The sequence below is a fragment of the Solwaraspora sp. WMMA2059 genome (assembly GCF_027497315.1).
In the GTDB taxonomy this organism is placed as follows: domain Bacteria; phylum Actinomycetota; class Actinomycetes; order Mycobacteriales; family Micromonosporaceae; genus Micromonospora_E.
In genome coordinates, this window is sequence record NZ_CP114908.1 from 6,135,565 (window position 1) to 6,159,853 (window position 24,289).

The following is a 24,289-nucleotide window of genomic DNA, read 5'->3' on the forward strand; positions in this document are numbered from 1 at the left end:
GCCCGTCCGCCCGACGGGTTGGGCTAGTCTGGGTCCACTGCCACCGTACGCATTCGGAGACCACCGTGAAGCTCTCGATCCTCATGCCGGTCTACAACGAGGAGGCGCGGGTCGGCGATGCCCTCAAACAGGCGCTCGCTGTCGACTATCCGTGCGAGATCGAGTTCCTGGTCGTCGACGACGGCAGCCGCGACGGCACCGGTGCGATCCTGGAGAGCGTCGACGACGCACGGCTGCGGGTGATCACCCATCCCCGTAACGCCGGCAAGGGCGCGGCGATCAAGACCGCGGTGGATTCCGCCGAGGGTGACTACATGGTGATCCTCGACGCAGACCTGGAGTACGACCCGCAGGACATCCCGAAGCTGCTCGAGCCGGTGCTGGACGGTCGGGCCACGGTGGTCTACGGCAACCGGACCTTTGGCAGTCACAGCGCCTACAGCTTCTGGTACGTGATGGGCAACAAGGCCGTGACCACGGCGGCGAACGTGATGTTCAACTCCTACATCGGCGACCTGGAGACCTGCTTCAAGCTGCTGCCGCTGTCGTTGTACCGCTCACTCGACGTGCGCTCGCGCGGGTTCGGCATGGAGGCGGAGGTCACCGGCAAGCTGCTGCGTCGCCGGATCCGCCCGTACGAGGTACCGATCTCCTACCGGGCCCGGGGCCGGGAAGAAGGCAAGAAGATCACCTGGAAGGACGGGGTCGAGGCAATGTGGATCCTGGGTCGGGAGCGGACCAGGCGCCAGGGGCGTGCCGTCCCCGGCGCCTGAGCCCCGCCGTCTCCCGCCCGGCTGCCAACGAATCCGGTCAGCCGTTGACGGGTCCCGGTCAGCCGTTGACGAACCGGGTGACCGAGCGCCGCAGCCCGGCCGGATCCAGCCCGTGCCAGCGGTCGTGGTCCGCCGCACTGCCGTACCGATGCAGATCCTCCCGCCCGACGCCCAACGACAGCAGCCGGTGCGGCCGGCCCGCCAGCGCCGCGCCGACCAGGTGACTCGACGTCCCGGCCAGGTACGGCTCGACCAGCACCACCACCGGGTCGACATAGTCGACGAGCATCCGTAGGCCGGTGACGTCGAACGGGCGCGGCGTGTTCGTGTACGCCACCGTCACGTCCAACCCGGTGACCGCGTCCAGCGTCGCATCGAGCATCGGGCCGACCGCGACGACCACCGGGGCTCCCCCGCTGCCCCGACGCACCGTCACCAGTCGACCCGACACCCCGTCACCGTGCGGGCTGCCGTTGCCCCGAGCGGCCAGCCGCAGGTAAACGGCGTCGTCGTGACCGGCCGCCGCCCGCAGCAACGGCCCGACCTCGTCCGGGTGGCCCGGTACGTGCACCGTCCACGACCCGGCCGTGTCCAGCAGCGCCACGTCACCAGGGGACATGTGGGTGCGGCCCTCCGCCGCCGCGTCGTACGACCCGCCGATGCTGACCAGCACCGCGCCGACGCCCTGGTGGTCGAGGTCGAGCTTGATCTGCTCGTACGCCCGGTCGACCAGGAACGGCGCGTAGGAGTGGGCGATGGCGCGCAGCCCGGTCAACGCCAGCCCGCCGGCCACGCCGATCATCAACTGCTCGCGGATGCCGACGTTGAGCACCCGGTCGGGGTGCCGGCGGGCGGCCGGGGCGAACGCCTCGGCCGAGATGTCGGCCAGCACCAACGCGGTACGCGGATCGTCGTCCAGCAGGCCGGTGGTGGCGCGGGTGAAGGCGTCACGCATGGCCGTTCTCCTTGCTACCCGAGGTGGTGTACTCGCCCGGCTCCGACGCGGCGTACTTGGCCGGAGTCCGGGCGACCACCAGGTGCGGGTGTACCCCGTCGCGGCCGGTCAGCGCTGCGGTCAGCGCCTCGTGGTCGCGGCCGTCGACGATCGTCGTGGTCCAGCCGTTGACGCTGAACCGGCTGGCCAGCCCGCCGGGCCAGCCGTGGGTGGCCGAGTCGTTGTCGACGACGATCGCGGTCAGCTCGGCGAGCTGCCGGCTGCCGGCGTACGCGATCGCCTCGTGGTTCGACCCCTCGTCGAGCTCGGCGTCGCCGACCAGGACGTAGACCCGGGCTCCGCCGACCCGACCGGCCCGACCGACCCCGCCAGCCCCGCCGGCCCGATTGACCCCGCTGGCCTGGTCGGTCAGGCCCTGGGCGCGCAGACCGAGCAGCATGCCGACGCCGAGGCCGAGCCCGTGCCCGAGGGAGCCGGAGCCGATCTCCACCCCGGGCACCAGCAGCCGGTCCGGGTGGTGACCGAGCGGGCTGTCCGGCCCGGCCAGGTCGTCGAGCCAGGCGTCGGGGATGAACCCCTTAGCGGCGAGTACGGCGTAGTAGGCGGCCGGACCGTGCCCCTTGGAGAGCAGGAACCGGTCGCGGTCGGCGGCGTCGACGGTCTGCGGACTGATCCGCAGAATCCGGTCGTAGAGGACCCAGAGGACGTCCAACGTCGAGTTGGCGCTGGGCTCATGCTTCTCGTCGCCGGTGATCCGGCGCAGCAGCGGCGGAAGGGCCGCGTACCCGGTGTCGGTCGGCGGCTGATGCGGCGGCGCGACCGGGCTGGCTACGAAGGCTGGCATGCCCCTACCCTGCAAGTTGAAGTTGACTTCAACTCAAGGGTGGTGTGATGCAGCGGACACTGACCATCGGCGATCTGGCCGCCCGGTCCGGGGTGGCACCGTCGGCGCTGCGGTACTACGAGCGGATCGGGCTGATCCGAGCCGGTCGTACCGGCGGAAACCAACGCCGGTACGACCGCACCGAGCTGCGCCGGGTCGCGTTCATCCGGATCGCCCAGCAGATCGGGGTGCCGCTGGACGAGATCCGCCAGGCGCTGGACGAGCTGCCCGAGTCGCGTACCCCGACGAAGGCTGACTGGGCGCGGCTGTCCCAGCGCTGGCAGGCCCGGCTCGACGAACGGATCGCGCTGCTGACCCGGCTGCGCGACGACCTGACCGGGTGCATCGGCTGCGGCTGCCTGTCGCTGCGGTCGTGCACGCTGTACAACCCGGCCGACCGGCTGGCCGCCACCGGACCCGGTCCGCGCATCCTGCTCGATGGCGGCTAGCACTTGCCGCTCGAGGGCGGCTAGCGTTGCTCCGTCACCAGCAGCACCTTGCCCAGGTGGTCGCTGCTCTCGACGATCCGGTGCGCCTGCGCCGCCTGCGCCATCGGCATCCGGCGGTCGATGACCGGGCGGATCGCACCCGAGGCGACCAGCGGCCAGACCTGGTCGTGCACCCGGCGGACGATCTCCGCCTTTTCGGCGAGTGGCCGGGACCGCAGCGTGGTCGCGAAGATCGTGGCCCGCTTGGTCAGCAGCGCACCCAGGTTCAGCTCGGCGGTGCGGCCGCCCTGCAACCCGATGATCGTCAACCGGCCGCCGGTGGCCAGCGTCCGTACGTTGCGTTCCAGGTAGGCACCGCCGATGATGTCGAGGATCACGTCCACCCCGCCGTCACCGTCGCCGGTCAACTCGCGGGCGCGGGCGACGAAATCCTCCGTGGTGTAGTCGATCGTGTGGTGGGCGCCGAGCGCCCGCAGCTGTTCATGCTTGGCCGCGCGGGCGGTGGTCAGCACGGTCGCGCCGAGCGCCGCACCGAGCTGGATGGCGAAGGTGCCGATCCCGCTGCCGCCGCCGTGCACCAGCAGCGACTCGCCGGCCCGCAGCCCGGCCAGCTTGACCACGTTCGACCAGACGGTGCAGGCCACCTCGGGCAGCGCGGCGGCGTCGACCAGGCTCAGCCCGGCCGGCACCGGCAGCAGCTGCCCGGCGGGCACGGCGACCCGCTCGGCGTACCCGCCGCCGGCCAGCAGCGCGCACACCTGGTCGCCGACCTTGTGGTGGGAGACGTCCGCGCCGACCGCGCTGATCACCCCGGAGCATTCCAACCCGAGGTACGGCGACGCGCCCGGCGGCGGTGGGTAGTGTCCCTGCCGTTGCAGCAGGTCGGCCCGGTTGACGGCGGTTGCGGCGACGTCGACGATCACCTCGTCCGGGCACGGGGAGGGGTCGGGCACCTCGGCCCGGACCAGGGCGTCGGGTCCGCCGGGCTGCGGCACGGTGATCGCGTACATGGGATAAGTCTTACCGGGTCGGCCCGTGTGCCGCCTGGCGAACCCGGCTGGTGAATCCTGATGGCGCCCTCGGCTACCGCCGCGTTAACCTGCGGCGCGGAGTGCCGTCGGACGTCCGTGGCACACTAGGGCACAGTGACGCGGTGGCCGACCGTCCCCGGCCCGCCGCACCGGGAGGGCTCGCCTAGTGGCCGATGGCGCTGGTCTTGAAAACCGGTAAGGCAGCAATGTCTTCGTGGGTTCGAATCCCACGCCCTCCGCTCCGACAAGCAAGAACGCCCTCTGACAGAGCCAACTCCGGTCAGGGGGCGTCTTCGTGATGCGTGAACATCGCGACGAGTCATACACCAGGAACCTCATCCGGCGCTCATGAGGTATCTGGTGTATGACTCGCCGAGTCTCCGTGCGCGAGGTTGCGGGCGACGTGGCAGGCGATCTCGCGGAGTACGTCGATCTGGTGGTCGGTGAGGCCGTCGATGACGTACCGGCGGACGGCGGCGACGTGCCCGGGGGCGGCGGCAACGACCAACTCCCAGCCGGCGTCGGTGAGTACGGCAGTCGTGTAGCGGGGGTTGTCGGCGTCGGGCTCGCGCCGCAGCAGACCGCGTCGTTCCAGGCGTTTGACGACGTTCGACAGCCGGGACAGCGAGCTGGAGAGCTGACCGGCCAGGTCGCTCAGGCGCAGGGTGCGGCCGGGTGTCATGGACAGGACGCTGAGCGCGAAGTAGTCGAACAGCGTGAGGTCGTTGTCCCGCAGCAGCTGAGCATCGAGCGCGCTGGGCAGCTTGAACATGAGCTTAGCCAGGGCCAACCATGCTTCGCGCTCGCGGTCGGTCAGCCACTGGGGTTCGTCTGGCACAAGCCCAAGCGTACGTCTGCGGTTCACCGTTGAAGTGACGGATGTCTCAACCAGTTCAAGCTTGAACCAAAGCCAGCTACCGTCGAGCTTCAAGCTTGAACCTACGAGCATCTGGAGTAGTGGTGACCCTGTTCCGGCTGGACGCCAGCATCCGTACGCACGGTTCCGCAAGCCGCGAGATCGCCGACATCGTCGAGCAGGAGTGGCGCGCCGCCCACCCCGGCGACCCGGTGGTGGCCCGCCATGTCGGTGTCGACACTCTGCCCTCGACCGTCTGGGCGGCTGCGGTGACCGCCGGCATGACACCGGCCGAGGAGCAGACCGCCGAGCAGCGCGACGCCGTCGTTCTCGCCGCGACACTCGTGGACGAACTGATCACCGCCGACGCGATCCTGTTCGCCGTACCGCTCTACAACTACGGCGTCTCCCAGCACTTCAAGACGTACCTCGATGTGGTCCTGGCCGATCCACGGGCGACCGGGGTCCCGTTCCTCGCCGGAAAGCCGGTCGTGCTCGCCACGGTCCGTGGCGGCGCGTACGGACCGGGCACCCCACGGGAGGGCTGGGACCACTCCACGCCGTACCTGCGGCGGGTCATCGCCGACTGCTGGGGTGCTGAGCTCACCGTGGTGGAACGTGAGTTCACCCTGGTCGGGGTCAACCCCGCGCTGGACTCCTTTACAGACGAAGCGGCGCAGTTGCACGCCGGAGCGCTGCAGGCCGCCCGGGAGGCCGGTCGTGCCCTGGGCGCGCTGCCCGTCCCGGCCTGAACATGAAGGATGGCTGATTGTCCAACAGGCACCTTGCCGCTTCGGACATTCGCCGCCGCCGTTGGGTCCGAGCTGGACCGAGCCGGAGGTCTGACGAAGAAGGATGATCGGATACCTCCGATGGTCCTGGTCGCCGGAAACTGTCCCTCTTCGACTGCTGTGAGCCATCGATGCCGACCGGCACACTTCGCCGGTGACCTATCCAGCGCGCGACATCAACCAGCGTCCGTTGCCCACCACCGGTGCCGGGCGGCTCGGCCCCGGCCAGAAGGCAGCCGCCTACCTCGGCGTCGGTCTGGCGGTCTTCGTCCTGCTCTGCGGCGGCAGCTCGTTCCTGGCCAGCCTGGTCTCCTCGGAGCCGCAGGCCACCGGTGACAAGCTCACCGCGCTCAGCGGAAGTGGCGCTGACGGCGACCGGTCGGCACCGGCGACCTCCGCCGTGGCGGGCGGTTCGACCTCGGCCAGCCCGACCGCTTCGCCGACCGCCTCCCCGACCCCGAGCCCGAGCCCGTCCCCGACGGCCTCCGTCCCGAGCGTTGCGCAGCCGAAGGTGGAGACGAAGACGGTGACCGAGACGCGGGAGATTCCCTTCAAGGAGAAGCGTGTCGACGACCCCAATCTCGCCAAGGGCAAGACGAAGGTGAAGACCGCGGGTGTCACCGGCGTGAAGACGCTGACCTACCGGGTGACCTACACCGACGGGGTGCAGACCGCCAAGGAACTGATCAGTGAGAAGGTGACGAAGCAGCCGGTCACCAAGGTGGTGCTGGTCGGCACCAAGATCACCCAGCAGTGCCACCCCAGCTACACCGGCGCCTGCGTACCGTTCGCCAGCGATGTCGACTGTGCCGGCGGCAGCGGCAACGGTCCGGCGTACGTCAGCGGGCCGGTGCGGGTCGTCGGATCCGACGTCTACGGCCTGGACCGCGACGGCGACGGCGTCGCCTGCGAGTGATGCCGGGCGGACGGCCTACGGGATCACCCAGATCCGGGCCCACAGCCAGTAGACCAACGACACCAGCGCCATGATCGCGACGAAGGCCAGCGGCACCGCGATCAACGCGGTCAGGATCGGGAACCGGCGGTGCAGCCGTTGCCGCTGCTGCCAGCGCCACCAGGCCCGGCGGACCACAGGTCCGCCGGGCAGGCGCAGCGCGGCCAGTGCCGCCCGCCGCCGCCAGGTGACCCGGACCGGCTCCGGATCACGGATCCAAGCTGGCAGGGTGACCGGCTGCCGGCCACGCCGGGGCTGACCTACCTCGTCGGTACGCGGACCGGCAGCGTCGCTGCGGTCGCCGGACATGTCGGCCATGGCTTCCTCGCTGATCGAAGGGTGTTGGCGTCGGCGATGCCGAACCCATGGCCCGATGGTGACAGCGGTACGCCAGTCTGTCGTGATCATTCTTCCTGGTCAGGCCGCCCAGACGAGACAGAAGGGGTGGCCGGCGGGGTCGGCGTAGACGCGCCAGCCGGGGCCGGCACCGTCGAGTCGGGTGGCGCCGGTGGCGAGGGCGGCATGTTCGGCGGCATCTACGCCCTGGACCTGCACGTCGAGGTGGATCTGCTGCGGGTACGCCGGGTCCGGCCAGCGGGGCGCGGCGTACTGCTCGACCTGCTGAAACAGGACGGGCTGCGCACCCTGTTCGCCGATCATGGCGATACCGTCCCCCTCGTAGGTCACCGGTTTGCCGAGCAGTCCCGCGTAGAAGTGGCTCAACTCCTTGGCGTCGGGGCAGTCGAGCATGACGCCCGCCAGAGTGGTCTGCGGCTCGTCGGCTTTCAGACACAGGCAGAACGGGTGGCCGGCCGGGTCGGCGAGGGTGTGCCACCGTTCGTCGCGGCGCAGCAGGCTGGCACCGAGCTGCTGGGCGCGTTCCGCCGCCGCGTCGATGTCCGACACCTGGAAGTCGAGGTGGGCCTGCTGCGGCCGGTCCTGGCCGGGCCAGTCCGGCGGTACGTGGTCGACGGCCTGTTGCAGCCCGATCCGCCAACCGTCGTCGGTGACGAGGGTGATCCAGTCGTCGTCATCGTCACCGGTGGGGCGGCGTCGCCAGCCGGCGAGCTGTTCGTAGAAGGTGGCCAGGCGGTCGATGTCCGGCGCGTCGATCGCCACGGCCCGCAGTGAGCCGACCGCCTGCCGGTTCGGTTCGGTGGTCATTCCCCTGATCCTGCCGATCCCGGTGCCGACCCGCCACCGGAATTCGGCGTTGGTCGTTCTGCGCAAGCGAGCGCTGCGCGGGCATCCTGCGCGGCGGAGTATGGAGTAGCCATGCGCTGTGCTAGATCACGTACTCCGCGTGCGGGGTAGCGCGATCCCAGATGTCACGGAAGCAGCCGCGCCGGGAGGCGGACCACGGTCTCATGCACCGGTACCGGGCCGGTCACCTGAACCTTTACCTCAACTGCCTGACGGAGCGTCGCCTGTCGACGATCGAAGCCACTCAAGGCACGCTGCTGATCCTGCCACGATCGCGGTAGCGGTGATCTGCGGGTTTTGCCAGGGATGGTGTGCGAGTAGGTGGCGCTCCAGGGCTTCGTAGCGGGCTGCCGTGGTATTGAGTAACACCTGCCACTCTTCGCTCTCACCTTGACTGCCCAGGTGCCAAAAGACGCTGATCAAGGGGCCGATCACCTGTGCGTTCCCGGCCAGGCGAGCACCAACTGCCGATCGGGCGAGGGCCACAGCCGCCTCTCGCGTCTCGACTGCGGTCGACACCTGTAGATAGTCGCTCATGGTCTGAGGTTAGCGCCCACCCGACTTACTGAATCAGAGCAACAGTTGATCATCACCTCGCGGTACGGTTGCGGCGGCGGTCGATGCGGCGGTGCCGGATTCCGTACGGCCGGGGGCGCGGTTTCGGGAGGCGGCGCGATGAGTTCGACGGTGGGCGACAACGTAGGGCGGCTACGTCGACTCAGGGGACTCACTCAGGAGCAGTTGGCGGAGGCCGCCGGGCTCGCGGTCGAGACGATCCAGAAGCTGGAGCAGAACAAGCCGGGATCACCACGGATGTCGACCTTGCGGGCGATCGCCGCTGCGCTTGCCGTGCCGACATCCGTACTCGTCGGGCCGGCCGTCGCTGACCCGACGGCCGGGGCCGGGACCGATGGCGACGAGATCGCGGTTGACCTGCTACGGCGGGCGCTGACTCCGGCCCGTGGCTTGAGCGGCACGACTGTCGGTGATGTCTCGACAGATCCGCCGACCGTGCGAGAACTGCAGACGTCAATTGCCGAGATCGACCGGATCTACCATGGTGACGATTACGCCACCGCGCTCGCCCGGTTGCCGGTGCTGATCGGTGCAGCCCGCAGCCTTGTCGACGCGAGTGGCGGCGACCAGCGGACCGCTGGTGCGGGTCAGCTCGCTCAGGCGTACCAGATCGCCGGGACGACCTTGATCCAGCTCCGGCGTTTCGATCTTGCCTACCATGCGCTGAGTCTCGCGCTCGACGTCGCGGACGAGTCCGGCAACGAACTGGTCGCCGCGTCTGTTGTCACCACGATGTGCTGGCTGTTGCTCCGGCAGGGGCGGTTCGACGAGGCAGGGCGGTTGGCTGTCGCCACGGCGGACGCGGTGGAGCCACGCTTCTCCCGTACGAACCCGACCCGGTTGGCGGTCTGGGGCTGGCTCATGTTGCGCGGGTCGGCTGCCGCGATCCGCGATGGTCGCGCCGACGACGCCGGAGAAATGCTCGACGCCGCCGGTGCGGCGGCGGTCCGGATCGGCGAGCATCTTCCAGCAGACGTGGCTCTCCGCATGCCGGTGACCATGGGGGCCTTCTGCCCGGTGACCGTGGAGATGAAGCGGGTAGAGATGTCGGTCGTAGCGGGCGACCCGGTCACGGCGCTCGCGTTGGCGGAACGCGTACCGCCGGGGAACGGCCGGGCCACGTCGGACAACCGGAATCGTCACCAGCTCGACCGGGCCTGGGCCAACGCTGAGCGCGGCGACTTGGCCGAAGCGGCGCGCATCCTCTCCGGGCTCCGAGCGGAGTCACCGACCTGGTTGCGGCATCAGCGGTACGCCCGGGACATCGTCACCACGATCCTTACCCGTCGCCGTCGGCCGGTAAGTCAGGAACTGGCCGCGCTTGCTGACCTGCTGGGCGCAGGTTCCTGAGCGTCTTTCACAAATTGTGCCTGCGCCGCTGTGGGCAGCGAGCGAAGTCGTACGCCGCGTACCAGTTGCCGTCCGACCCATCAGCAAAGACGTACGCCTGATGCGTTCACTGCGTGTAGTCGGTGGATGAGTATCTAGTCAGGACAGCGCGAGAGCGGATCGGGCGGGCGGTGATTGTCGAGATGGTTGATGACCTGGTGATGCCGGTCAGTCTTCCTGCTGGGTCGGGCGGTGGGTGCGGATCCACTCGGCGACCTCGTCGCGGTCCCAGATCCGCATCCGGCCGGAGGCGACGAGTGCGACTGGTGCCGGGAAGCTCGCCCGGTTGGTGATCTCGGTGGCGCGGGTGCGCGATACGCCGCCGAGCATCTCGGCGACATCGGATAGCGCGACGACTCTCACGAGCTGAACGTAAGCACCAGCACCCCGTGAACCTTGACAGTTGCAAGGTTGCCTGTGGACGGTCATGGATGCTGTCCGGGCGAGTCATTAGCGGTGTAGCGCCGTGGGCTTGATCGATTAGGTAACACGAAAACGATCTTGAGAAGGAGAGAGCAGTGATCGTCGAGATGATTCGTGAACTGGTGGTGCGGTGGCAGGAGTGGCGGGACGGGCGGTCGGCGGCGTCGAAGCGCCTGGCCCGGCTCGACCGGGAGCGTGCGGCGGCCAGGCAGCGACGGTTGGACGGCAACCGTGGGCACCGCTGGTCGTCCGAGCCGACGATGCTCACTCCGACGCTGCGTCCGCTGATGACCTACGGCCAGATGGTCGGCTACCGCGTACCGGCAGGGTTGTGATCCTGGTGGACGACGGTGCTGGCGAGTCGGGTCCGAACGCCGACGCCGACGACGCCGGTGTCACCCGAGAGTGCGAAACCGATGAAGCGGCCGAGGTGGCTCTCACGCTGCGGTGGAGCTTCGAGGACCTGAAGGCCGAGCACGGTGAGGCCGGTGCCCGCCGGATCGTCGCCGAGATCCTTGCCCGGTGGCAGGCCAACGGCGGCGAGCCCGTGTCACTCGACGACGCGTGACTGCTTGGAATCATCATCTTTTGAAAGGGACGGAACGATGTGGGACATCGGGGCACTGTTGAGTGCGGCGCTGCTGGGCTTCTGCGCCGGGCTGTGGTCGTTCAAGGTGAAGTCGCGGTGGTGTCCGGACTGCGGGCGTACGACGTACCCGTTGGCGGATCGGCGTGGCGGGTAGTCGGCTGCTCCGTGCGCCCGAGCCGAGGCCGGGTGACGTGCTGGTCGTCGGTGGTGAGGCCAGCGTGCAGTTCGCTGGTGAGCGCAGACTGCGGTTCCGGGTCATCTCGGTGGACCCCAAGCCGACGTACGAGGGCTGGCTCTGGGTCACGGGTTACGTAATTGACAAATCCGGCGAAGCCGCCGAGCGGCGGGAGATATTCGTGCAACGTGACGGACTTTATCGTCTGCCCCGGCACGACGGGTCGTAACCCTGCCCGGCGGCCGAGTCGGACGGTGGTCAGGCGGCGCGGTTGTAGACCGTGATCGTCAGGTTGATCGAGCTGAAGACGGTGTATCCCATTCGGACGTCTTCGCGGTTGAACCGCACCGAGGCGAAGCGGTCCTCGTTGGTGATCGCGCAGGTGTACCTGGTCTCGGACAGGTCCTCGTCGAGTGTCAGTTGGTACTGCGCCGTCGCCTGCTGGCAGAGCTCCGGGCCGTCACCTGCGGCCTCCCGTAGCTCGGCGTTGTTGATCGCTTCGAGGCCGCTGATGCTGAACTGGAGATCGGCCCGGCCCGTCTCGTCAGAGCCCGTGACATCCCAGTCGGGAGCAAGCGAGTCGAGGTCGATCTCTGATGTCGCCGAGAGGGGGACGACGGTTTCTGCCCGGTGCACTGTCACCGATGTGCCGCCGGGCGCGGAATCCGGCCCGGCAGTGGTTGGCGACGAACCCGACGAACTGCTTCCGGTCGAGTCGGGTGCCGGCGCGCCGGCACCCGGTGCCGCGCCCGGCCGTACCGACCAACCGAAGACGCCGGCCCCGACCAGCGCCAACGCCAACGCACCGGTGAAACCAAGGCGAGGGCCGCCGGCCGTACGCCATCTGAAGGCGAGCGCGACCCCGCCGACGAGCAGGCTGCCCGCGATGAGCCGCAGCCCAGCGGTGGGATGCTCGGTGAAGAAGGACGCGACACCGGCGATCGAGCCGGCGACGGCTGCCGCCTGAATGAGTCGGTCGACCCAGTTGAAACACGCGGTCCTGCCGGCCCAGTGACCATCTCCCGTTGTCCTTGCTCCGGTGACTCTTAACGAACTCTCATCAAGTTCTCGTCAGGCTTCCACCCGCCTGGGGTGAGATTTGTCGGTCGAGATCGAAGCTGAGCAGGTCGTCTCTGTGAGCTGCTTCACCTTCTGACCGATCGGTCAGGGTTTCTGGGTTCGCTCCGGCATCCTTGGTCGCGGCAGGTGACCTGAGGAGAGGAGGTGGGCAAAGTGACACAGACCGGCCGGGGCGGCGCAGCGCGGCCCGAGCTACGCGAACAGATCCTCGACGTGGCCGCCCAGCGCTTCGCGGTGGTCGGCTTCCGGGGAGCCTCCCTTCAGGACATCGCCGCCGAGGTGGGCTGCGCCAAGGCGTCCCTGCTCTACCACTTCGACAGCAAGGACGCGATCCTCGCCGCCCTGATGAACCCGGCGGTCGCCAGCCTGGCCGAACTCGACCAGCAACTGGCCGGACTCGACGACGAGACCGCCCGCCGTACGGCGATCGACGGCTTCATCGAGCTGTGCCTGCGCTACCAGCGGCAGATCGCGGTGCTCTACGCCGAGATCCCGCAGATGCTGCACCAGCCCGCCTTCTGCGACCTGGAACAGATGATCGACCGGCTGCTCGACGCCCTCACCGGTCGGTCCGGGCGCCTGGAGGACCGGTTCGCCGCCCTGGTGGTGCTGGCCGGGGTCGCCGCCGCCAGCTCCAAGCATCTTGACCTCGACGCCGACCGGCTCCGCCCGCTGCTGGGCCAGGTGATCGACCGGACCCTCGGCGAACCGGGCCCGGCGCGTAACCGAGACCTGACGCCAGCTGAGGGCCCGAAGCCCGGCGCCAGCTGAAACCCGAAGTTCCGTAACGACCGACACGACAGAGGATGCCGCATGGCCACCCTGCTATACCGGCTCGGCCGGACCGCCTTTCGTAAACGACACCTGGTCGTTTCGATCTGGTTGATCGCCCTGGTCGGTCTCGGCGCCGCCGCGCTCGCCTTTCGCGGGCCGACCGCCAGCGACTTCAACATCCCCGGCACCGAATCCCAGGAGGCGCTGGAGCTGCTGCAGGAGCAGTTCCCGGAGGCCAGCGGGGCCGGCGGCACGATCGTGATCGCCGCGCCGGAGGGCGAGCAGCTCACCACCCCCGAAGGCCAGGCCGCCGTCCTGCAGGTGGTCGGGGAAGCCAACCAGATCCCCGGTGTGATCGCCGCGCTCGACCCGTTCCAGACCGGCAGCGTGTCACCCGACGGCCGGTTCGCCCTGGTCAACATCCAGTTCGCCGTGCCGAACGACGAGGTCAGCGACGAATCGCGCCAAGCGTACGAAGCGGTCGGTGGCCCGGCCCGCGACGCCGGCTTCCAGGTGGCCCACGGCGGCGAGGTGATGAGCACCGAGCCGCACGTCGGCTCCCAGGAGGCGATCGGCGTGGCGATCGCCCTGGTCGTCCTGATCATCACCTTCGGTTCGCTGGTCGCCGCCGGGATGACGATGCTGAACGCGCTGATCGGCGTCGGCGCCGGCATGGCCGGCCTGTTCGTGCTGAGCGGCGTCATCAACCTCACCTCCACCGCCCCGGTGCTGGCGCTGATGCTCGGTTTGGCCGTCGGCATCGACTACTCGCTGTTCATCACCTCCCGGCACCGGCAGCACCTGCTCGAAGGCCTGGAACCGGAGGAGGCGGCCGCCCGCGCCGTCGCCACCGCCGGCTCCGCGGTGGTGTTCGCCGGCGCCACCGTGGTCATCGCCCTCGCCGGGCTCTCCGTCGTCGGCATCCCGTTCCTCACCGTGATGGGTCTGGCCGCCGCCGGCACGGTCAGCGTCGCCGTCCTGGTCGCGATCACCCTGCAGCCGGCGCTGCTCGGCTACGCCGGCCGCCGGGTGCTGCCGCGCGGCAAGCGGGCAGTCGGCCCGGCCGAGGCACCGACCAGCCAGGAGAACCAGGACTCCTTCGGATTCCGCTGGGCCCGACTGATGGTGAAGCTGCGGATCCCGGTGATCGTGCTCGGCGTGGCCGGGCTCGGTGCCCTGGCGATCCCCGCCGCCGACATGCGGATCGCCCTGCCCGACGCCAGCACCGCGCCGCTGGGCAGCAGCGCACGAACCGCGTACGACCTGACCACCGAAGGATTCGGGCCCGGCTTCAACGGCCGGCTGATCATGGTGGTCTCCGGTGACTCGGCGGAGGCCACCACCACCGCCGCCGGTCAGATCACCGGTACGGTGCAGGCCCTCGACGGCGTACTGGTGGTCGCACCGCCGCAGCCCAGCCAGGACGGGCAGACCGCGATCCTGGCGGTCATCCCGGCGACCGGCCCCACCGAGGCCGCGACCGAGGAGCTCGTCGAGCGGATCCGTGTGGAGATTGCCGAACTCGGGTTGGCCCCGGACGACGACGGCACCGCAGCGGTGGCGTTGACCGGTGTCACCGCCGTCGGCATCGACGTCTCCGACAAGCTCGCCGACGCACTGCCCGTCTACCTGCTGCTGGTCGTCGGGCTGTCGATCCTGCTGCTGATGCTGGTGTTCCGGTCGATCCTGGTGCCGGTGAAGGCCGCCGCCGGGTTCCTGCTGACTGTCGGCGCGACGTTCGGCATCACCGTCGCGGTCTTCCAGTGGGGCTGGCTCGCCGATCTGGTCGGCCTGGACACCCCGGGCCCGCTGGTCAGCTTCCTGCCGATCCTGCTGATCGGCATCCTGTTCGGCCTGGCCATGGACTACGAGGTGTTCCTGGTGTCCCGGATGCGGGAGGACTTCGTCCACGGTGACACCGCCGTGCAGGCCACCATCAACGGGATGGGGCACGGTGCCCGGGTGGTCACCGCTGCCGCACTGATCATGAGCGCGGTCTTCGGCGGCTTCATCCTGGTCGACGACCCGGTGATCAAATCGATGGGCTTCGCGCTGGCGATCGGCGTGCTGATCGACGCGTTCGTGGTGCGGATGACCATCGTCCCGGCGGTGATGTCGCTGCTCGGCCGCGCCGCCTGGTGGCTGCCGGGCTTCCTCAGCCGGATCATGCCCAACGTGGACATCGAAGGCGAGCAGCTGCGGGCCAGGCTGGCCGCGCAGCGCGGCGCCGAGCTGGTCGGCAGTGGAGCCGACCTGTCCTGACCCGATTTCACCCGGCATCGGTGCGCTGGGCTGCGTACCGGTGCCGGGTGCGGCAGGATGCCAGGCATGAACCTGGACCGACCGATCGCACCTGATCCGTACGACCTGCTTCCGCCGGTCGACTCGTTCGCGTTGACCAGCACCGACCTCTCCGAGGGCGGGCCGCTGCCGACGGCGCACGTCTTCACCGGAGCCGGCGGTGCGAACCTCTCCCCGCAACTGTCCTGGTCGGGCTTTCCGGCATCGACCAAGGGGTTCGTGGTGACCTGCTTCGACCCGGACGCGCCGACCGGTTGCGGGTTCTGGCACTGGCTGCTGGTCAACCTGCCGGCGTCGGTGACCGAGCTGGCGCAGGGTGCCGGCGGTGACCCGGAGAAGGCGGCGCCGGGCGCGTTCGGCGTACGAAACGACTTCGGTAACGCCGGGTACGACGGCGCCGCACCGCCGGCCGGTGACCGGCCGCACCGGTACATCTTCGCGGTGCACGCCCTCGACGTCGAACGGCTCGACCTCGGCCCGACGGCGACCCCGGCGTACGTCGGCTTCAACCTGGCCTTCCACACCCTCGCCCGGGCGAGGCTGACGGCCACCTACCAGCAGCCGGCCTGACCACCCAGCAGTTGGCCGCTATCCGCGTGGCCGGGCCGACCGGCCGCGCGGCGCGCGGTCACGGGCGGATGCAGCAGCCGGGGCAGATTTTCGGGTCGGGCAGGGTGAACGCCAGGCAGCAGGTCCGTCGCTGCACGGTGACCGCCCCGTCCTCGCCGGGCACCAGCTCGATCAGGTCGCCGATGTCGAGCGCGTCGAGCAGCGTGCCGATCGTCTCGGCGGACGAGCCGGGCAGCGCGTCGGCCGCCTGCAGCACCGCGTAGGCGATGCCGGAGGAGAGGGAGCCGAGCAGCGTCCGCGGGCCGAGCTTCACCCGGCTGTGGATCTCGTCCAGCAGCGGGCTCATGTGCTGGTCGAGCAGGGAGATCCGCAGTACGCGGAGCAGCTCGGCCTCGTCGGCCACGACCAGCACCTCGGGCAGCCCGGCCGCCGCGATCGGGTCGTGCGGCAGCACCGCCACCGGGATCCCGGGGCGCAGGCCGACGTCGACCAGCGGTCCGTCGTCGTCCATCCGCAGCAGTACGTCGTCGGCGCGCATCAGCGGCACCCGGCGGGCCGACGCCCAGCCGAGCGCGACCGGCAGCGCCACCCAGTAGCTGTACGCCTTCCAGGCGAGGGCGGCGGCGGCGTGCCGCTTCGCCTGCCAGCGCCGGGCGGCCGAGTCGAGCAGCCGGGGCAGGTGGCCGCCGTGGATCAGCTCGGTGGCGGGCAGCCAGCCGGTCTGGTCGTCGACGAGCAGACCGGCGTGCAGGCCGGGCAGGTCGTCGGTGCCGAACGCGGTGCGCAGCGTGGCGGTGATCGGGGCCAGCGGAGCGGCGGCGCGGGCCCGGGGGTCGATGACGGCGGTCACGATGAGCAACCATCGGTCGGCGCGGTGGCAACCGGGCAGGTAACGGTGGCAACCGAGAAGGAGGTGGCGTTCCCGTGATCAACCGGGTCGCACGTGCCTCGCCTCAACGTTCTCACCTTTCGATCCTTCCGCCAGCTGCCGATGGTTCACCCTAGCTTGCTAAGGCTAGGCTAACCAGAGTATCGGCGAAACTTCCAGCCGGGGTGATGACACTCCGTGGCGGTGGGTGATGGGCGAATTTCGCAGAGTGCTCTGATCCGTGCTGTCAAGTGCTCTGTCGGCAACGCGCCAAATCCGACCGGGTGTCCGAGTCGGAAAGCAGACTGTGGATCCGGCCTGAGGGGACGCCTTGCGATGACCAGCTCGCCCATCGACCGCGCCGCCGACACGTTCGCGGCCGAGCTCGCCCAGTGGCGCCTGGACCGGGCAATGACCAAGAAGCAGTTGGCCGCCCGGATGGGCTTCGATCCGTCGTACATCAGCCACGTCGAAGGCCGCCGGCACCGCCCCACCGAGGACTTCGCCCGCCGGGCCGAAGCGGTGCTCGGCGCCGGCGGTGCGATCTGGCAGCGCTACCAGGAGTACGACGAACTGCGGCACAGCCGTACCAGCACCCCGCCGCGCGACCCGCCGGTGCCCGAACAGTGGATGCCACCCGGCACCGGCCTCATCGTCGAGCAGGAGGTGGCCACCCTCGCCTACCGGGACGGCTACTACCACTGCACGATCCGGCGGGCCCTCTACAACGCCGGCACCGAACCGGTCACCCGCTACCTGGTCCGGGTCGCCGTCGACCGGTACCCCGACGATCCGGACCGGTCCAACCGGCACCACCGGGAACACCCGCTCACCTTCGTCGAGCTGGACCTGCACGCCTTCTGCGGCACCCCCGGGCACCAGGAGCCGATGCAGTGGCGCAAGAAGCACGACCGGGACGCCTTCAAAGAGGTCTGGCTGCTCTTCGAGAACTCCGACGGCCGGTTCCCGCTGTACCCGGGGCAGCGCACCAGCATCGAGTACACCTACCGGGTCGGCCAGGAGAAGTGGGGACAGTGGTTCCAACGTGCCGTCCGGCTGCCCACCCGGCAGCTCACCGTACGACTGGATTTCCCGGAAGCGCTCGACCCCCAGGTCTGGGGGGTCGAGACGTCCCTGTCTGCGGAGGACGCCCCGCTGCGAACGCCGGTGCGCCGGCAGCGGGTGAACGGCCGGTCGGTGCTGGAGTGGTCGACCGACGCGCCGCTGCTCAACGCCCGGTACCGGCTGGAGTGGCGGTTCCGGTCCGTGCCGCCGACCCACACGGGCGGTCAGGCCGGGTCACCGGCCGGGACCGAGACGCGGCCGGAGCAGCGGGCCAGCGAACGGATGCGGGCCATCGGGATCGTGCAGCGCGGCGCCGAAATGCTCCGACAGCAGGTGCAGCCGTTCGAACTACCGGCCGACGAGGCGGTGGCGTTGGACACCGTCGCCCGGCTGCGGGCCATGCTGGCCCGACTCGACGAGCTGCACCCGTTCGGCAAGGGGGTGGGCCTGGCCGCGCCGCAGATCGGGTTGCCCTGGGCGGCGGCCCTGGTCCGGCCCCCGGAGCCGGGAGCCGAGCCGCTGACGCTGCTCAACCCGCGGGTTGTCGACGTTGCGGTGGAGACCGATGACCAGTACGAGGGCTGCCTGTCCTACTTCGACGTGCGTGGGCTGGTGCCGCGTCCGCTGCGGATCGACGTCGAACACTCCCGGTTCGACGGCGGCCGGGTGATCACGTCCTTCGACCGGGCGATGGCCCGGCTGGTCGCGCACGAGATCGACCACCTGGAGGGCCGGCTGTACGTCGATCGGATGGCACCGGGGACCAGCCTGGTGCCGGTCGAGGAGTACCGGGACAGCGGCCGGCCCTGGGTGTACTGACCGGGCAAAGCGATCACACCTCGCCGAAGCTGTCGTAGTGGATGTGCTCGGCCGGGACGTCGAGCTCGGCGAGCCGACGCAGACTGGACCGGACCATGCCGGCCGACCCGGCGACGAAGAAGTCGTGCTCGTACCACGGGCCGTAGCGGGCCAGCACGTCGGCGACCTCGCCGTGCTCCCCGGTCCAGCCCGGGTCGTCCGAGCAGCAGGGCACCACGTTCAGCCAGGGGTAGGCGGCGCAGAGCTGGCTCAGCTCGGCCAGGTCGTACAGGTCGTCGCGGGTCCGCCCGCCCAGGTAGACGTGCACCCAGCGGCTGCGGTTGTACCGGGTCAGCTCGTCGATCAGGGCCTTGACCGGGGCGAAACCGACCCCGCCGGCCAGGCAGACGATGTCGCGCGGCGAGTCCCGGTCCAGCACCATGGAGCCCATCGGGGCGGCCACCCGCAGCAGATCGCCGGGGCGGACCCGGCGGACCAGCGCGCTGGACACCCAGCCGGCAGCGGCCGCCCGGACATGGAACTCCAGAGTGTTGTCCGCCCGGGGCGCGTTCGCGATCGAGTAGCTGCGCCACAGCCTTGGCTGGTAGCGCGGCACCTCGACGCTGACGTACTGCCCCGGCTGGTACTCCAGTCGGTGCTGCAGCGGCCGGCAGGTCAGCACGGCGACGTCGGTGCCCCGGCGTTCGTGGTCGAGCACCTCGGCGTGCCAGAATGCCGGGTTCGGGTCGCTTTCGGCGCCGATGACCAGGTTGGTGATGAGCAGTTCCAGTGCGGCACCCCAGGCCTCGTCGTACTCGACGCTCCACCGGTCACCGGCGACGGTGCGCAGCGCCTCCAACAGCATGCCGCCGAACGCGGCGTAGTCCGCAGCTTGCACCTGGAACTTGCGGTGGGCCCGCCCGAGTGACTGCAGGTAGTCGGTGAACTGCTCCGGGTCGTCGATCGAGCCGACGGCAGAGACGATAGCCTCGATCAGGCAGCGCCGCTGGGTGTCCATCTGCACCGGGAAGAGCTGGCGAAGATCCGGCCGGTCCAGGAACAGTCGGGCGTAGAAGTAGCCCGCCACCTGGTCGCGCTCCTCCTCGACGAGCACCCAGCTCTCCTTCAACAGTTGCGCGAGATCGCTCATCGAGGCCTTCCCGTCACCGTGCCGCCACTGACTCCGTATCACTGAGTTCCAGGGTGAGCACTCTTCGTAGCGAGTCGACGTACCCGATGTGCGACATTGCCGTGCCGTACCCGCTCGGGCACAGTGGTCCGGTGACGGTCGACCTCGCCGGTACGCCACCACCGGCCAGCAGCAACCCGGACGCCCACCCGGCGGCCCCGCTGCCACCGCGCCTGCTGCGCGCCGAGGTGCTCCTGGTCCTGGGCGTGTCGCTCGGCCAGTCCGCCATCTACGCCCTGGTCACCATCACCGCGCGACTCACCGCCGACCGGCCGCTGGGGCAGCAGACCGCCACCATGAACGCCTCCCAGTCGGCCCGCCCCTGGCTGGACCTGACCTACCAACTGCTCGGGATCTTCTTCGCCCTCGTGCCGGTCCTGCTGGCGGTCCACCTGCTCAGCCGGGACCGGGCCGACGCCCGCGCCCGGCTCGGGCTCGACGCCCGGTCACCGCTGCGCGACCTGGCCTGGGGAGCCGCCCTGGCCGCCGCGATCGGGCTGCCCGGACTCGGGCTGTTCTGGATCGCCGCGCTGCTCGGGCTCAACGCCAGCCTGGTCCCGGCCGCGCTACCGCAACTGTGGTGGACGGTCCCGGTGCTGATCCTTGCCGCCGCGCAGAACGCCATCCTGGAAGAGGTGATCGTGGTCGGCTACCTGATGACCCGGCTACGGCAACTCGGCTGGCGGATCGGCGCGGTCATCGCCACCAGCTGCCTGCTGCGCGGCACCTACCACCTCTACCAGGGCTTCGGAGCGTTCCTCGGCAACGTGATCATGGGTGTGGTGCTGTCGCTGTTCTTCCTGCGTACCCGCCGGGTGATGCCGTTGATCATCGCGCACACCCTGCTGGACGTCTTCGCGTTCGTCGGCTACGCGCTGCTGCCCCGTGACTGGTTCAGCTGGCTGTGACCGGCGCAGCCGGCGTGACCGGCCGATAGCGCGCGCTGGCCCGCGCGGCCAGCCGCTCCAGCAGCAGCGTGTCACCCGACCAGGCGACCAGCGCCCGCCCACCGGGCAGCAACCGGGCCGGCAACCGCAGCAGCGCCCAACCGCCGCCGGTCAACCGGCTCACCGCCTCGGTGAACCGCTGCGCACCGCCGAGCAGCCGCAACGCCGGATCCTCGGCGTCGTCGGTCGTCGGCCGGCCCGCCGCGTCCAGCGCGGCGTGGGCCGCCGCGACGTCCGGCTGCATGCCGATCAGGGCCAGCAGCTCCGCAGCCCGGTCCCGGTCGGTCGGATCATGCCGGTACGCGGCCGCCACGTGCAGCGTGACAGCAGCCTGCGTCCAGCCGAGGGTCACCAGCTCCAAGGCCGGGCCGAGCAGCCCGCCGGCGGTGGCGACCGCCGCGCCGGCCCCGGCGAGCCGGGTGAACCGGCGCGCCGCCAGCCGGGCCAGTGCATCGTCGCTGGCCGCCGGGTAGTCGTCGCGTAGCCGGGCCGCCCAGTCCCGCGCCGCCGGCCCGATCCGTTCCACCGCGGCCAGGGCGAGCAGTTCCGGCGCGTACGCCGGACGCGCCAACAGCTGTCGCAGCGTACCGCCGGGGACCGGACCTGGCGGGGGAGTGCCGGCCGGATCCGGCGCCGGCGCGGCTTTCTTCGTCGGCGCGGTCTTCTTCGTCGGCGCGGTCTTCTTGGCGGCGGTCTTTCTTGGCGTGGTCTTCCTCGCCGCAGGCTTCTCCGCCGCCGTGGGCTCCGCTGCCGGAGTCGCCTTTTTCGCGGCGGCTTTCTTCGCGGCGGTCTTCTTCGCCGGCGTGGCCTTCTTGGCGGGGCTCTCGGCGCTGCCGGCTGCGCTCGACGGTGGCTGGAACAACACGGGAGCGATGGCGGCGGGCGGCGTGACGCCGGCCGTCGGTGTCCTGGCCCGTGGGGCGCGGGACCGCCTCGGCTCAGCGTCGGGCGATTGCTCCTCCATGCTCAGGCAGCCTAGCCCGAACCCGCCCGCAACACCCGCCTCGCCGGTTCCAGTGACCCCGGCTGACGGGGTTTGTGCCGGTAACGCCCGGGTACCCGGGCCCGGTGGCCAGATATGCCGCGGACATCACCGCGCTGGCGCGACCGCTGGTCGACGCCGACGACCTCGACCCGCTGATCGAACGGGCCGCCGACGCGCGGGTGGTGATGCTCGGCGAGGCGAGCCACGGTACACACGAGTTCTACGGCTGGCGGGCGGCCGTCACCCGCCGACTGGTCACCGAGCACGGCTTCTCCTTCATCGCCGTCGAAGGGGACTGGCCGGACTGCGACCGGGTCGACCGCAGCGTCCGGGGCCGGCTCGACGCCCCCCGCGACCCGCGCGACGCGCTGACCACCTTCGAACGTTGGCCCACCTGGATGTGGGCCAACGACGAGGTGGTCGACTTCTGCCGCTGGCTGCGCCGGCACAACGACTCGGTCAGCGAATCCGCCCGGGTCGGCTTCCACGGGCTCGACGTCTACTCGCTGTGGGAGTCGCTCCGCGAGATCCTCGTCTACCTGCGGGAACATCGACCGGACCAGGTGCCGGCGGCGCTCGACGCGTACCGCTGCTTCGAACCGTACGGCGAGGACCCGCAGGAGTACGCGACCGCCCTGCGGCTGGTGCCCGCCGGCTGCGAGGCGGAGGTGATCGACCTGCTGGTCCGGCTGCGGCGCGACGCCGCCGCCGACGGGGCATGCAGCTTCGGTGCCTGGCAGAACGCCGAGGTGGTGGCCGGGGGCGAACGCTACTACCGGGCACTGGTGTCCGGTGGCCGGCTGGCCTGGAACGTCCGGGACCGGCACATGGACGACACCCTCGCCCGGCTGCTCGACCGGTACGGTCCGGACGCCCGCGCGGTGGTGTGGGCGCACAACACGCACGTCGGCGACGCCCGGGCCACCGACATGGCCGAGCTCGGCGAGGTCAACATCGGGCAGCTGGCACGTGAGCGGTACGGCCGGGACCGGGTGGTCCTGGTCGGCTTCGGCACCTACCGGGGAACGGTGGTGGCCGGTGACACCTGGGGCGCACCGATGCGGCTGATGCCCGTACCGCCGGCCCGGCCGGGGTCGCTGGAAGCGATCCTTTCCGTCGCGGCCCCGGCCGAGTCGCTGTTCGTCTTCCCCACCGACGGCAGACCGGATCTGCTCACCGACGAGCTGGACCACCGGGCGATCGGGGTGGTCTACCAGCCGAACATGGAACGGCGCGGCAACTACGTGCCGACCGTGCTCGGCGACCGCTACGACGCGTTCCTCTGGTTCGACCGCAGCCGAGGGGTGCGCCCGCTGCGGACCCCGCATGTCGAGCTGCGTGAACCGGAGACCTTCCCGTCCGGCGTCTGAGCGTCACCCGGCACGCAGCCCGTCCAGCATCACTCGGTCCGCAGCCCGTCGGCGCGCATCAGCCGCCACAGCGCCGGCAGGCCGGCGGCGGCGACCAGCAGCACGACACCGGCACCCGCCGCGCTGGCCCCGGCCACCGTCCACCAGCTGACCACGAGGTCGCGGCCGACCATGCCGAGCAGCACCGCACCGAGCCCGACCCCGGCGGCCACCGCCAGGACCAGCCCGAGCAGCACGGGCACCAGATGCTGCCAGACGACCGCCCAGCCGAGCGCCCGCCGGGGTGCGCCGAACGCGTCCAGCATGGCCAGCAGCCGGCGCCGTTCGCGCAGCTGTTCCAGCATGGTGACCAGCATGCTGGCGGCGATCAGCAGCAGCGTGACGACGATGCCGACGACGAGTCCACGACGGACGCTGGTGAACCGCCGCGCCTCGGTCGTCGCGGACAGGGTGGACAGCAGGTCCATCGGTCCGGCGGTGGCGAGCAGGTTGCGGACGTGCTCGACCGCGTCCGGCTGGCCGGGGTCGATCTGCAGGTACGCCGTTGTCGGCAGCCGGCCGACCGCGTCGACGTCGATCGCGGCCGGCGTGGCGAAGATCCCGAACCGACCGATCCCGTACGGATCGACGCGCGACTGCGCCGGTCGGGCGTCGACGGGAATCGTCCACTCGTACCCACCGGGCGCGACCTGCACCCGCTCGCCAGCCCGGATCTGCTCGACCGGTGTCTCCACCAGCCGACCCTGCTCGTCGACGGTCACGGATCGCAGGTGTTCGGGAGGCGGTGCGACCCGGAAGACGGCACCGTCGGCACAGTCGGTCGCGACGATCAGCTCGGCGAGCACCCGGCAGTCGGCGATGACCAGCTCATCGGTGCGGTGTGCGACGCCGCCGGCACTCTCGCCGTCGCCGGAGCCGGCGAACACCGAGGTGGACCGGTATCCGGCGACCGAGTCGACCCCCGGCACCGCGCGCAGCCGGGTCAACAGCGCGTCGCCGGTCGACCGGTCCGGTACGCCGAGATGGGCGAGGTGGCTGGCCCGGTCCGGGTCGGCACCGGTCTGTCGGACGAAGTCGTCGTCGATCCCGGTGAACAGTGCCTGCAACGCGATCGTGCCGGCCACCGCGACCGCGACCCCGCACACCTGCCGGGCGTTGCCGCCGCCATCGACCTGCAGCCGGCGGATCGCCAACTGCCAGGCGACCGGCCCGCCGCGCATCCGCCGTACGGCGGCCTCGACCAGCCACGGCAGCAGCGTCACCACGCCGACCAGCAGCAGCACCGCGCCGACCG

General features: G+C 70.4%; 29 protein-coding genes and 1 tRNA gene. 17 read left to right on the forward strand and 13 right to left on the reverse strand.

Annotation, left to right across the window (positions count from 1 at the left end; genetic code table 11):
- Positions 1–65 precede the first annotated feature (65 nt).
- The gene (locus O7553_RS28195; protein ID WP_281552575.1) at positions 66–773 is read left to right on the forward strand and encodes a glycosyltransferase family 2 protein; all 708 of its coding nucleotides are present in this window, start codon (positions 66–68) and stop codon (positions 771–773) included.
- Positions 774–831: 58 nt separating this feature from the next.
- Here the strand turns inward: O7553_RS28195 and O7553_RS28200 are convergent, their stop codons facing one another.
- The gene (locus tag O7553_RS28200) at positions 832–1,728 is read right to left on the reverse strand and encodes a transketolase (RefSeq protein WP_281552576.1); all 897 of its coding nucleotides are present in this window, start codon (positions 1,726–1,728) and stop codon (positions 832–834) included.
- Positions 1,721–2,572: a transketolase gene (locus O7553_RS28205; RefSeq protein ID WP_281552577.1), complete on the reverse strand. Its 852-nt coding sequence runs from the start codon at positions 2,570–2,572 to the stop codon at positions 1,721–1,723. The genes O7553_RS28200 and O7553_RS28205 overlap by 8 nt, the downstream gene beginning before the upstream one ends.
- A gap of 47 nt (positions 2,573–2,619) precedes the next feature.
- On the opposite strand from O7553_RS28205, the gene soxR reads away from it, so the two are divergent.
- Positions 2,620–3,060, forward strand: coding sequence for a redox-sensitive transcriptional activator SoxR (soxR, locus tag O7553_RS28210; RefSeq protein WP_281552578.1), 441 nt, complete (start codon positions 2,620–2,622; stop codon positions 3,058–3,060).
- A 20-nt stretch (positions 3,061–3,080) separates the two neighbouring features.
- Here the strand turns inward: soxR and O7553_RS28215 are convergent, their stop codons facing one another.
- Entirely contained in the window at positions 3,081–4,070 is a 990-nt protein-coding gene (locus tag O7553_RS28215; RefSeq protein WP_281552579.1) for an NAD(P)H-quinone oxidoreductase, read from the reverse strand.
- A gap of 173 nt (positions 4,071–4,243) precedes the next feature.
- Here O7553_RS28215 and O7553_RS28220 point away from each other — a divergent pair.
- A tRNA-Ser gene (locus O7553_RS28220) sits at positions 4,244–4,330 on the forward strand.
- 107 nt (positions 4,331–4,437) lie between these two features.
- Here the strand turns inward: O7553_RS28220 and O7553_RS28225 are convergent.
- The gene (locus O7553_RS28225) at positions 4,438–4,929 is read right to left on the reverse strand and encodes a MarR family transcriptional regulator (protein ID WP_281552580.1); all 492 of its coding nucleotides are present in this window, start codon (positions 4,927–4,929) and stop codon (positions 4,438–4,440) included.
- Positions 4,930–5,051: 122 nt separating this feature from the next.
- Here O7553_RS28225 and O7553_RS28230 point away from each other — a divergent pair, with 122 nt between their 5' ends.
- On the forward strand, positions 5,052–5,699 hold the full coding sequence (locus tag O7553_RS28230) for an NAD(P)H-dependent oxidoreductase (protein ID WP_281552581.1): 648 nt from the start codon (positions 5,052–5,054) through the stop codon (positions 5,697–5,699).
- Positions 5,700–5,892: 193 nt separating this feature from the next.
- On the forward strand, positions 5,893–6,654 hold the full coding sequence (locus O7553_RS28235) for a G5 domain-containing protein (RefSeq protein WP_281552582.1): 762 nt from the start codon (positions 5,893–5,895) through the stop codon (positions 6,652–6,654).
- A 15-nt stretch (positions 6,655–6,669) separates the two neighbouring features.
- Here O7553_RS28235 and O7553_RS28240 read toward each other — a convergent pair whose 3' ends face one another.
- From O7553_RS28240 to cutA, 3 genes are all read right to left on the reverse strand, one after another.
- Positions 6,670–7,011, reverse strand: coding sequence for a hypothetical protein (locus tag O7553_RS28240; RefSeq protein ID WP_281552583.1), 342 nt, complete (start codon positions 7,009–7,011; stop codon positions 6,670–6,672).
- Between the two features lie 99 nt (positions 7,012–7,110).
- Complete coding sequence (locus O7553_RS28245) at positions 7,111–7,857, reverse strand: VOC family protein (RefSeq protein WP_281552584.1); 747 nt, start codon at positions 7,855–7,857, stop codon at positions 7,111–7,113.
- 240 nt (positions 7,858–8,097) lie between these two features.
- On the reverse strand, positions 8,098–8,433 hold the full coding sequence (gene cutA / locus O7553_RS28250) for a divalent-cation tolerance protein CutA (protein ID WP_281552585.1): 336 nt from the start codon (positions 8,431–8,433) through the stop codon (positions 8,098–8,100).
- A 138-nt stretch (positions 8,434–8,571) separates the two neighbouring features.
- Here cutA and O7553_RS28255 point away from each other — a divergent pair, with 138 nt between their 5' ends.
- Positions 8,572–9,822 carry a helix-turn-helix transcriptional regulator gene (locus tag O7553_RS28255; RefSeq protein ID WP_281552586.1) on the forward strand — a complete coding sequence of 417 codons (1,251 nt, stop codon included), beginning with the start codon at positions 8,572–8,574 and terminating at the stop codon, positions 9,820–9,822.
- A gap of 207 nt (positions 9,823–10,029) precedes the next feature.
- Here O7553_RS28255 and O7553_RS28260 read toward each other — a convergent pair whose 3' ends face one another.
- Entirely contained in the window at positions 10,030–10,224 is a 195-nt protein-coding gene (locus O7553_RS28260; RefSeq protein WP_123604313.1) for an AlpA family phage regulatory protein, read from the reverse strand.
- A 155-nt stretch (positions 10,225–10,379) separates the two neighbouring features.
- Here O7553_RS28260 and O7553_RS28265 point away from each other — a divergent pair, with 155 nt between their 5' ends.
- The 4 genes from O7553_RS28265 to O7553_RS28280 are packed head-to-tail and all read left to right on the forward strand — an operon-like array spanning position 10,380 to position 11,277.
- On the forward strand, positions 10,380–10,619 hold the full coding sequence (locus O7553_RS28265; RefSeq protein ID WP_281552587.1) for a hypothetical protein: 240 nt from the start codon (positions 10,380–10,382) through the stop codon (positions 10,617–10,619).
- Entirely contained in the window at positions 10,616–10,852 is a 237-nt protein-coding gene (locus O7553_RS28270) for a hypothetical protein (RefSeq protein ID WP_281552588.1), read from the forward strand. Before O7553_RS28265 ends, O7553_RS28270 begins: the two co-directional genes overlap by 4 nt.
- A gap of 37 nt (positions 10,853–10,889) precedes the next feature.
- Positions 10,890–11,027: a hypothetical protein gene (locus O7553_RS28275; RefSeq protein WP_281552589.1), complete on the forward strand. Its 138-nt coding sequence runs from the start codon at positions 10,890–10,892 to the stop codon at positions 11,025–11,027.
- The gene (locus tag O7553_RS28280) at positions 11,017–11,277 is read left to right on the forward strand and encodes a hypothetical protein (protein WP_281552590.1); all 261 of its coding nucleotides are present in this window, start codon (positions 11,017–11,019) and stop codon (positions 11,275–11,277) included. Before O7553_RS28275 ends, O7553_RS28280 begins: the two co-directional genes overlap by 11 nt.
- 29 nt (positions 11,278–11,306) lie before the next feature.
- Here O7553_RS28280 and O7553_RS28285 read toward each other — a convergent pair whose 3' ends face one another.
- Positions 11,307–11,690 (reverse strand): hypothetical protein, encoded by a 384-nt coding sequence (locus O7553_RS28285; protein WP_281552591.1) that lies wholly within the window; start codon positions 11,688–11,690, stop codon positions 11,307–11,309.
- 4 nt (positions 11,691–11,694) lie between these two features.
- On the opposite strand from O7553_RS28285, the gene O7553_RS28290 reads away from it, so the two are divergent.
- The 4 genes from O7553_RS28290 (at position 11,695) to O7553_RS28305 (ending at position 15,773) form a co-directional block, all read left to right on the forward strand.
- On the forward strand, positions 11,695–12,015 hold the full coding sequence (locus O7553_RS28290) for a hypothetical protein (RefSeq protein ID WP_281552592.1): 321 nt from the start codon (positions 11,695–11,697) through the stop codon (positions 12,013–12,015).
- A gap of 257 nt (positions 12,016–12,272) precedes the next feature.
- Positions 12,273–12,899, forward strand: coding sequence for a TetR/AcrR family transcriptional regulator (locus tag O7553_RS28295; RefSeq protein WP_281552593.1), 627 nt, complete (start codon positions 12,273–12,275; stop codon positions 12,897–12,899).
- A gap of 42 nt (positions 12,900–12,941) precedes the next feature.
- Positions 12,942–15,164, forward strand: coding sequence for an MMPL family transporter (locus O7553_RS28300; protein ID WP_281552594.1), 2,223 nt, complete (start codon positions 12,942–12,944; stop codon positions 15,162–15,164).
- A gap of 66 nt (positions 15,165–15,230) precedes the next feature.
- Positions 15,231–15,773, forward strand: coding sequence for a YbhB/YbcL family Raf kinase inhibitor-like protein (locus O7553_RS28305; protein ID WP_281552595.1), 543 nt, complete (start codon positions 15,231–15,233; stop codon positions 15,771–15,773).
- Positions 15,774–15,831: 58 nt separating this feature from the next.
- Here O7553_RS28305 and O7553_RS28310 read toward each other — a convergent pair whose 3' ends face one another.
- Positions 15,832–16,623, reverse strand: a complete 792-nt coding sequence (locus tag O7553_RS28310) for a hypothetical protein (RefSeq protein WP_281552596.1) — start codon at positions 16,621–16,623, stop codon at positions 15,832–15,834.
- A 354-nt stretch (positions 16,624–16,977) separates the two neighbouring features.
- On the opposite strand from O7553_RS28310, the gene O7553_RS28315 reads away from it, so the two are divergent.
- A complete protein-coding gene (locus tag O7553_RS28315) occupies positions 16,978–18,525 on the forward strand; it encodes a peptide deformylase (protein ID WP_281552597.1) in 1,548 nt (515 codons plus the stop codon).
- 13 nt (positions 18,526–18,538) lie between these two features.
- Here the strand turns inward: O7553_RS28315 and O7553_RS28320 are convergent, their stop codons facing one another.
- A complete protein-coding gene (locus O7553_RS28320; RefSeq protein ID WP_281552598.1) occupies positions 18,539–19,654 on the reverse strand; it encodes an FAD-binding oxidoreductase in 1,116 nt (371 codons plus the stop codon).
- A 53-nt stretch (positions 19,655–19,707) separates the two neighbouring features.
- On the opposite strand from O7553_RS28320, the gene O7553_RS28325 reads away from it, so the two are divergent.
- Positions 19,708–20,601 (forward strand): CPBP family intramembrane glutamic endopeptidase, encoded by an 894-nt coding sequence (locus O7553_RS28325; protein WP_281552599.1) that lies wholly within the window; start codon positions 19,708–19,710, stop codon positions 20,599–20,601.
- Here the strand turns inward: O7553_RS28325 and O7553_RS28330 are convergent.
- Positions 20,588–21,604 (reverse strand): hypothetical protein, encoded by a 1,017-nt coding sequence (locus O7553_RS28330; RefSeq protein WP_281552600.1) that lies wholly within the window; start codon positions 21,602–21,604, stop codon positions 20,588–20,590. The genes O7553_RS28325 and O7553_RS28330 overlap by 14 nt on opposite strands.
- Before the next feature lie 206 nt (positions 21,605–21,810).
- Between O7553_RS28330 and O7553_RS28335 the strand changes: the two genes are divergently transcribed.
- On the forward strand, positions 21,811–22,995 hold the full coding sequence (locus O7553_RS28335) for an erythromycin esterase family protein (protein ID WP_281555784.1): 1,185 nt from the start codon (positions 21,811–21,813) through the stop codon (positions 22,993–22,995).
- Between the two features lie 29 nt (positions 22,996–23,024).
- Here O7553_RS28335 and O7553_RS28340 read toward each other — a convergent pair whose 3' ends face one another.
- The gene (locus tag O7553_RS28340; protein ID WP_281552601.1) at positions 23,025–24,278 is read right to left on the reverse strand and encodes an FtsX-like permease family protein; all 1,254 of its coding nucleotides are present in this window, start codon (positions 24,276–24,278) and stop codon (positions 23,025–23,027) included.
- Positions 24,279–24,289 lie beyond the last annotated feature (11 nt).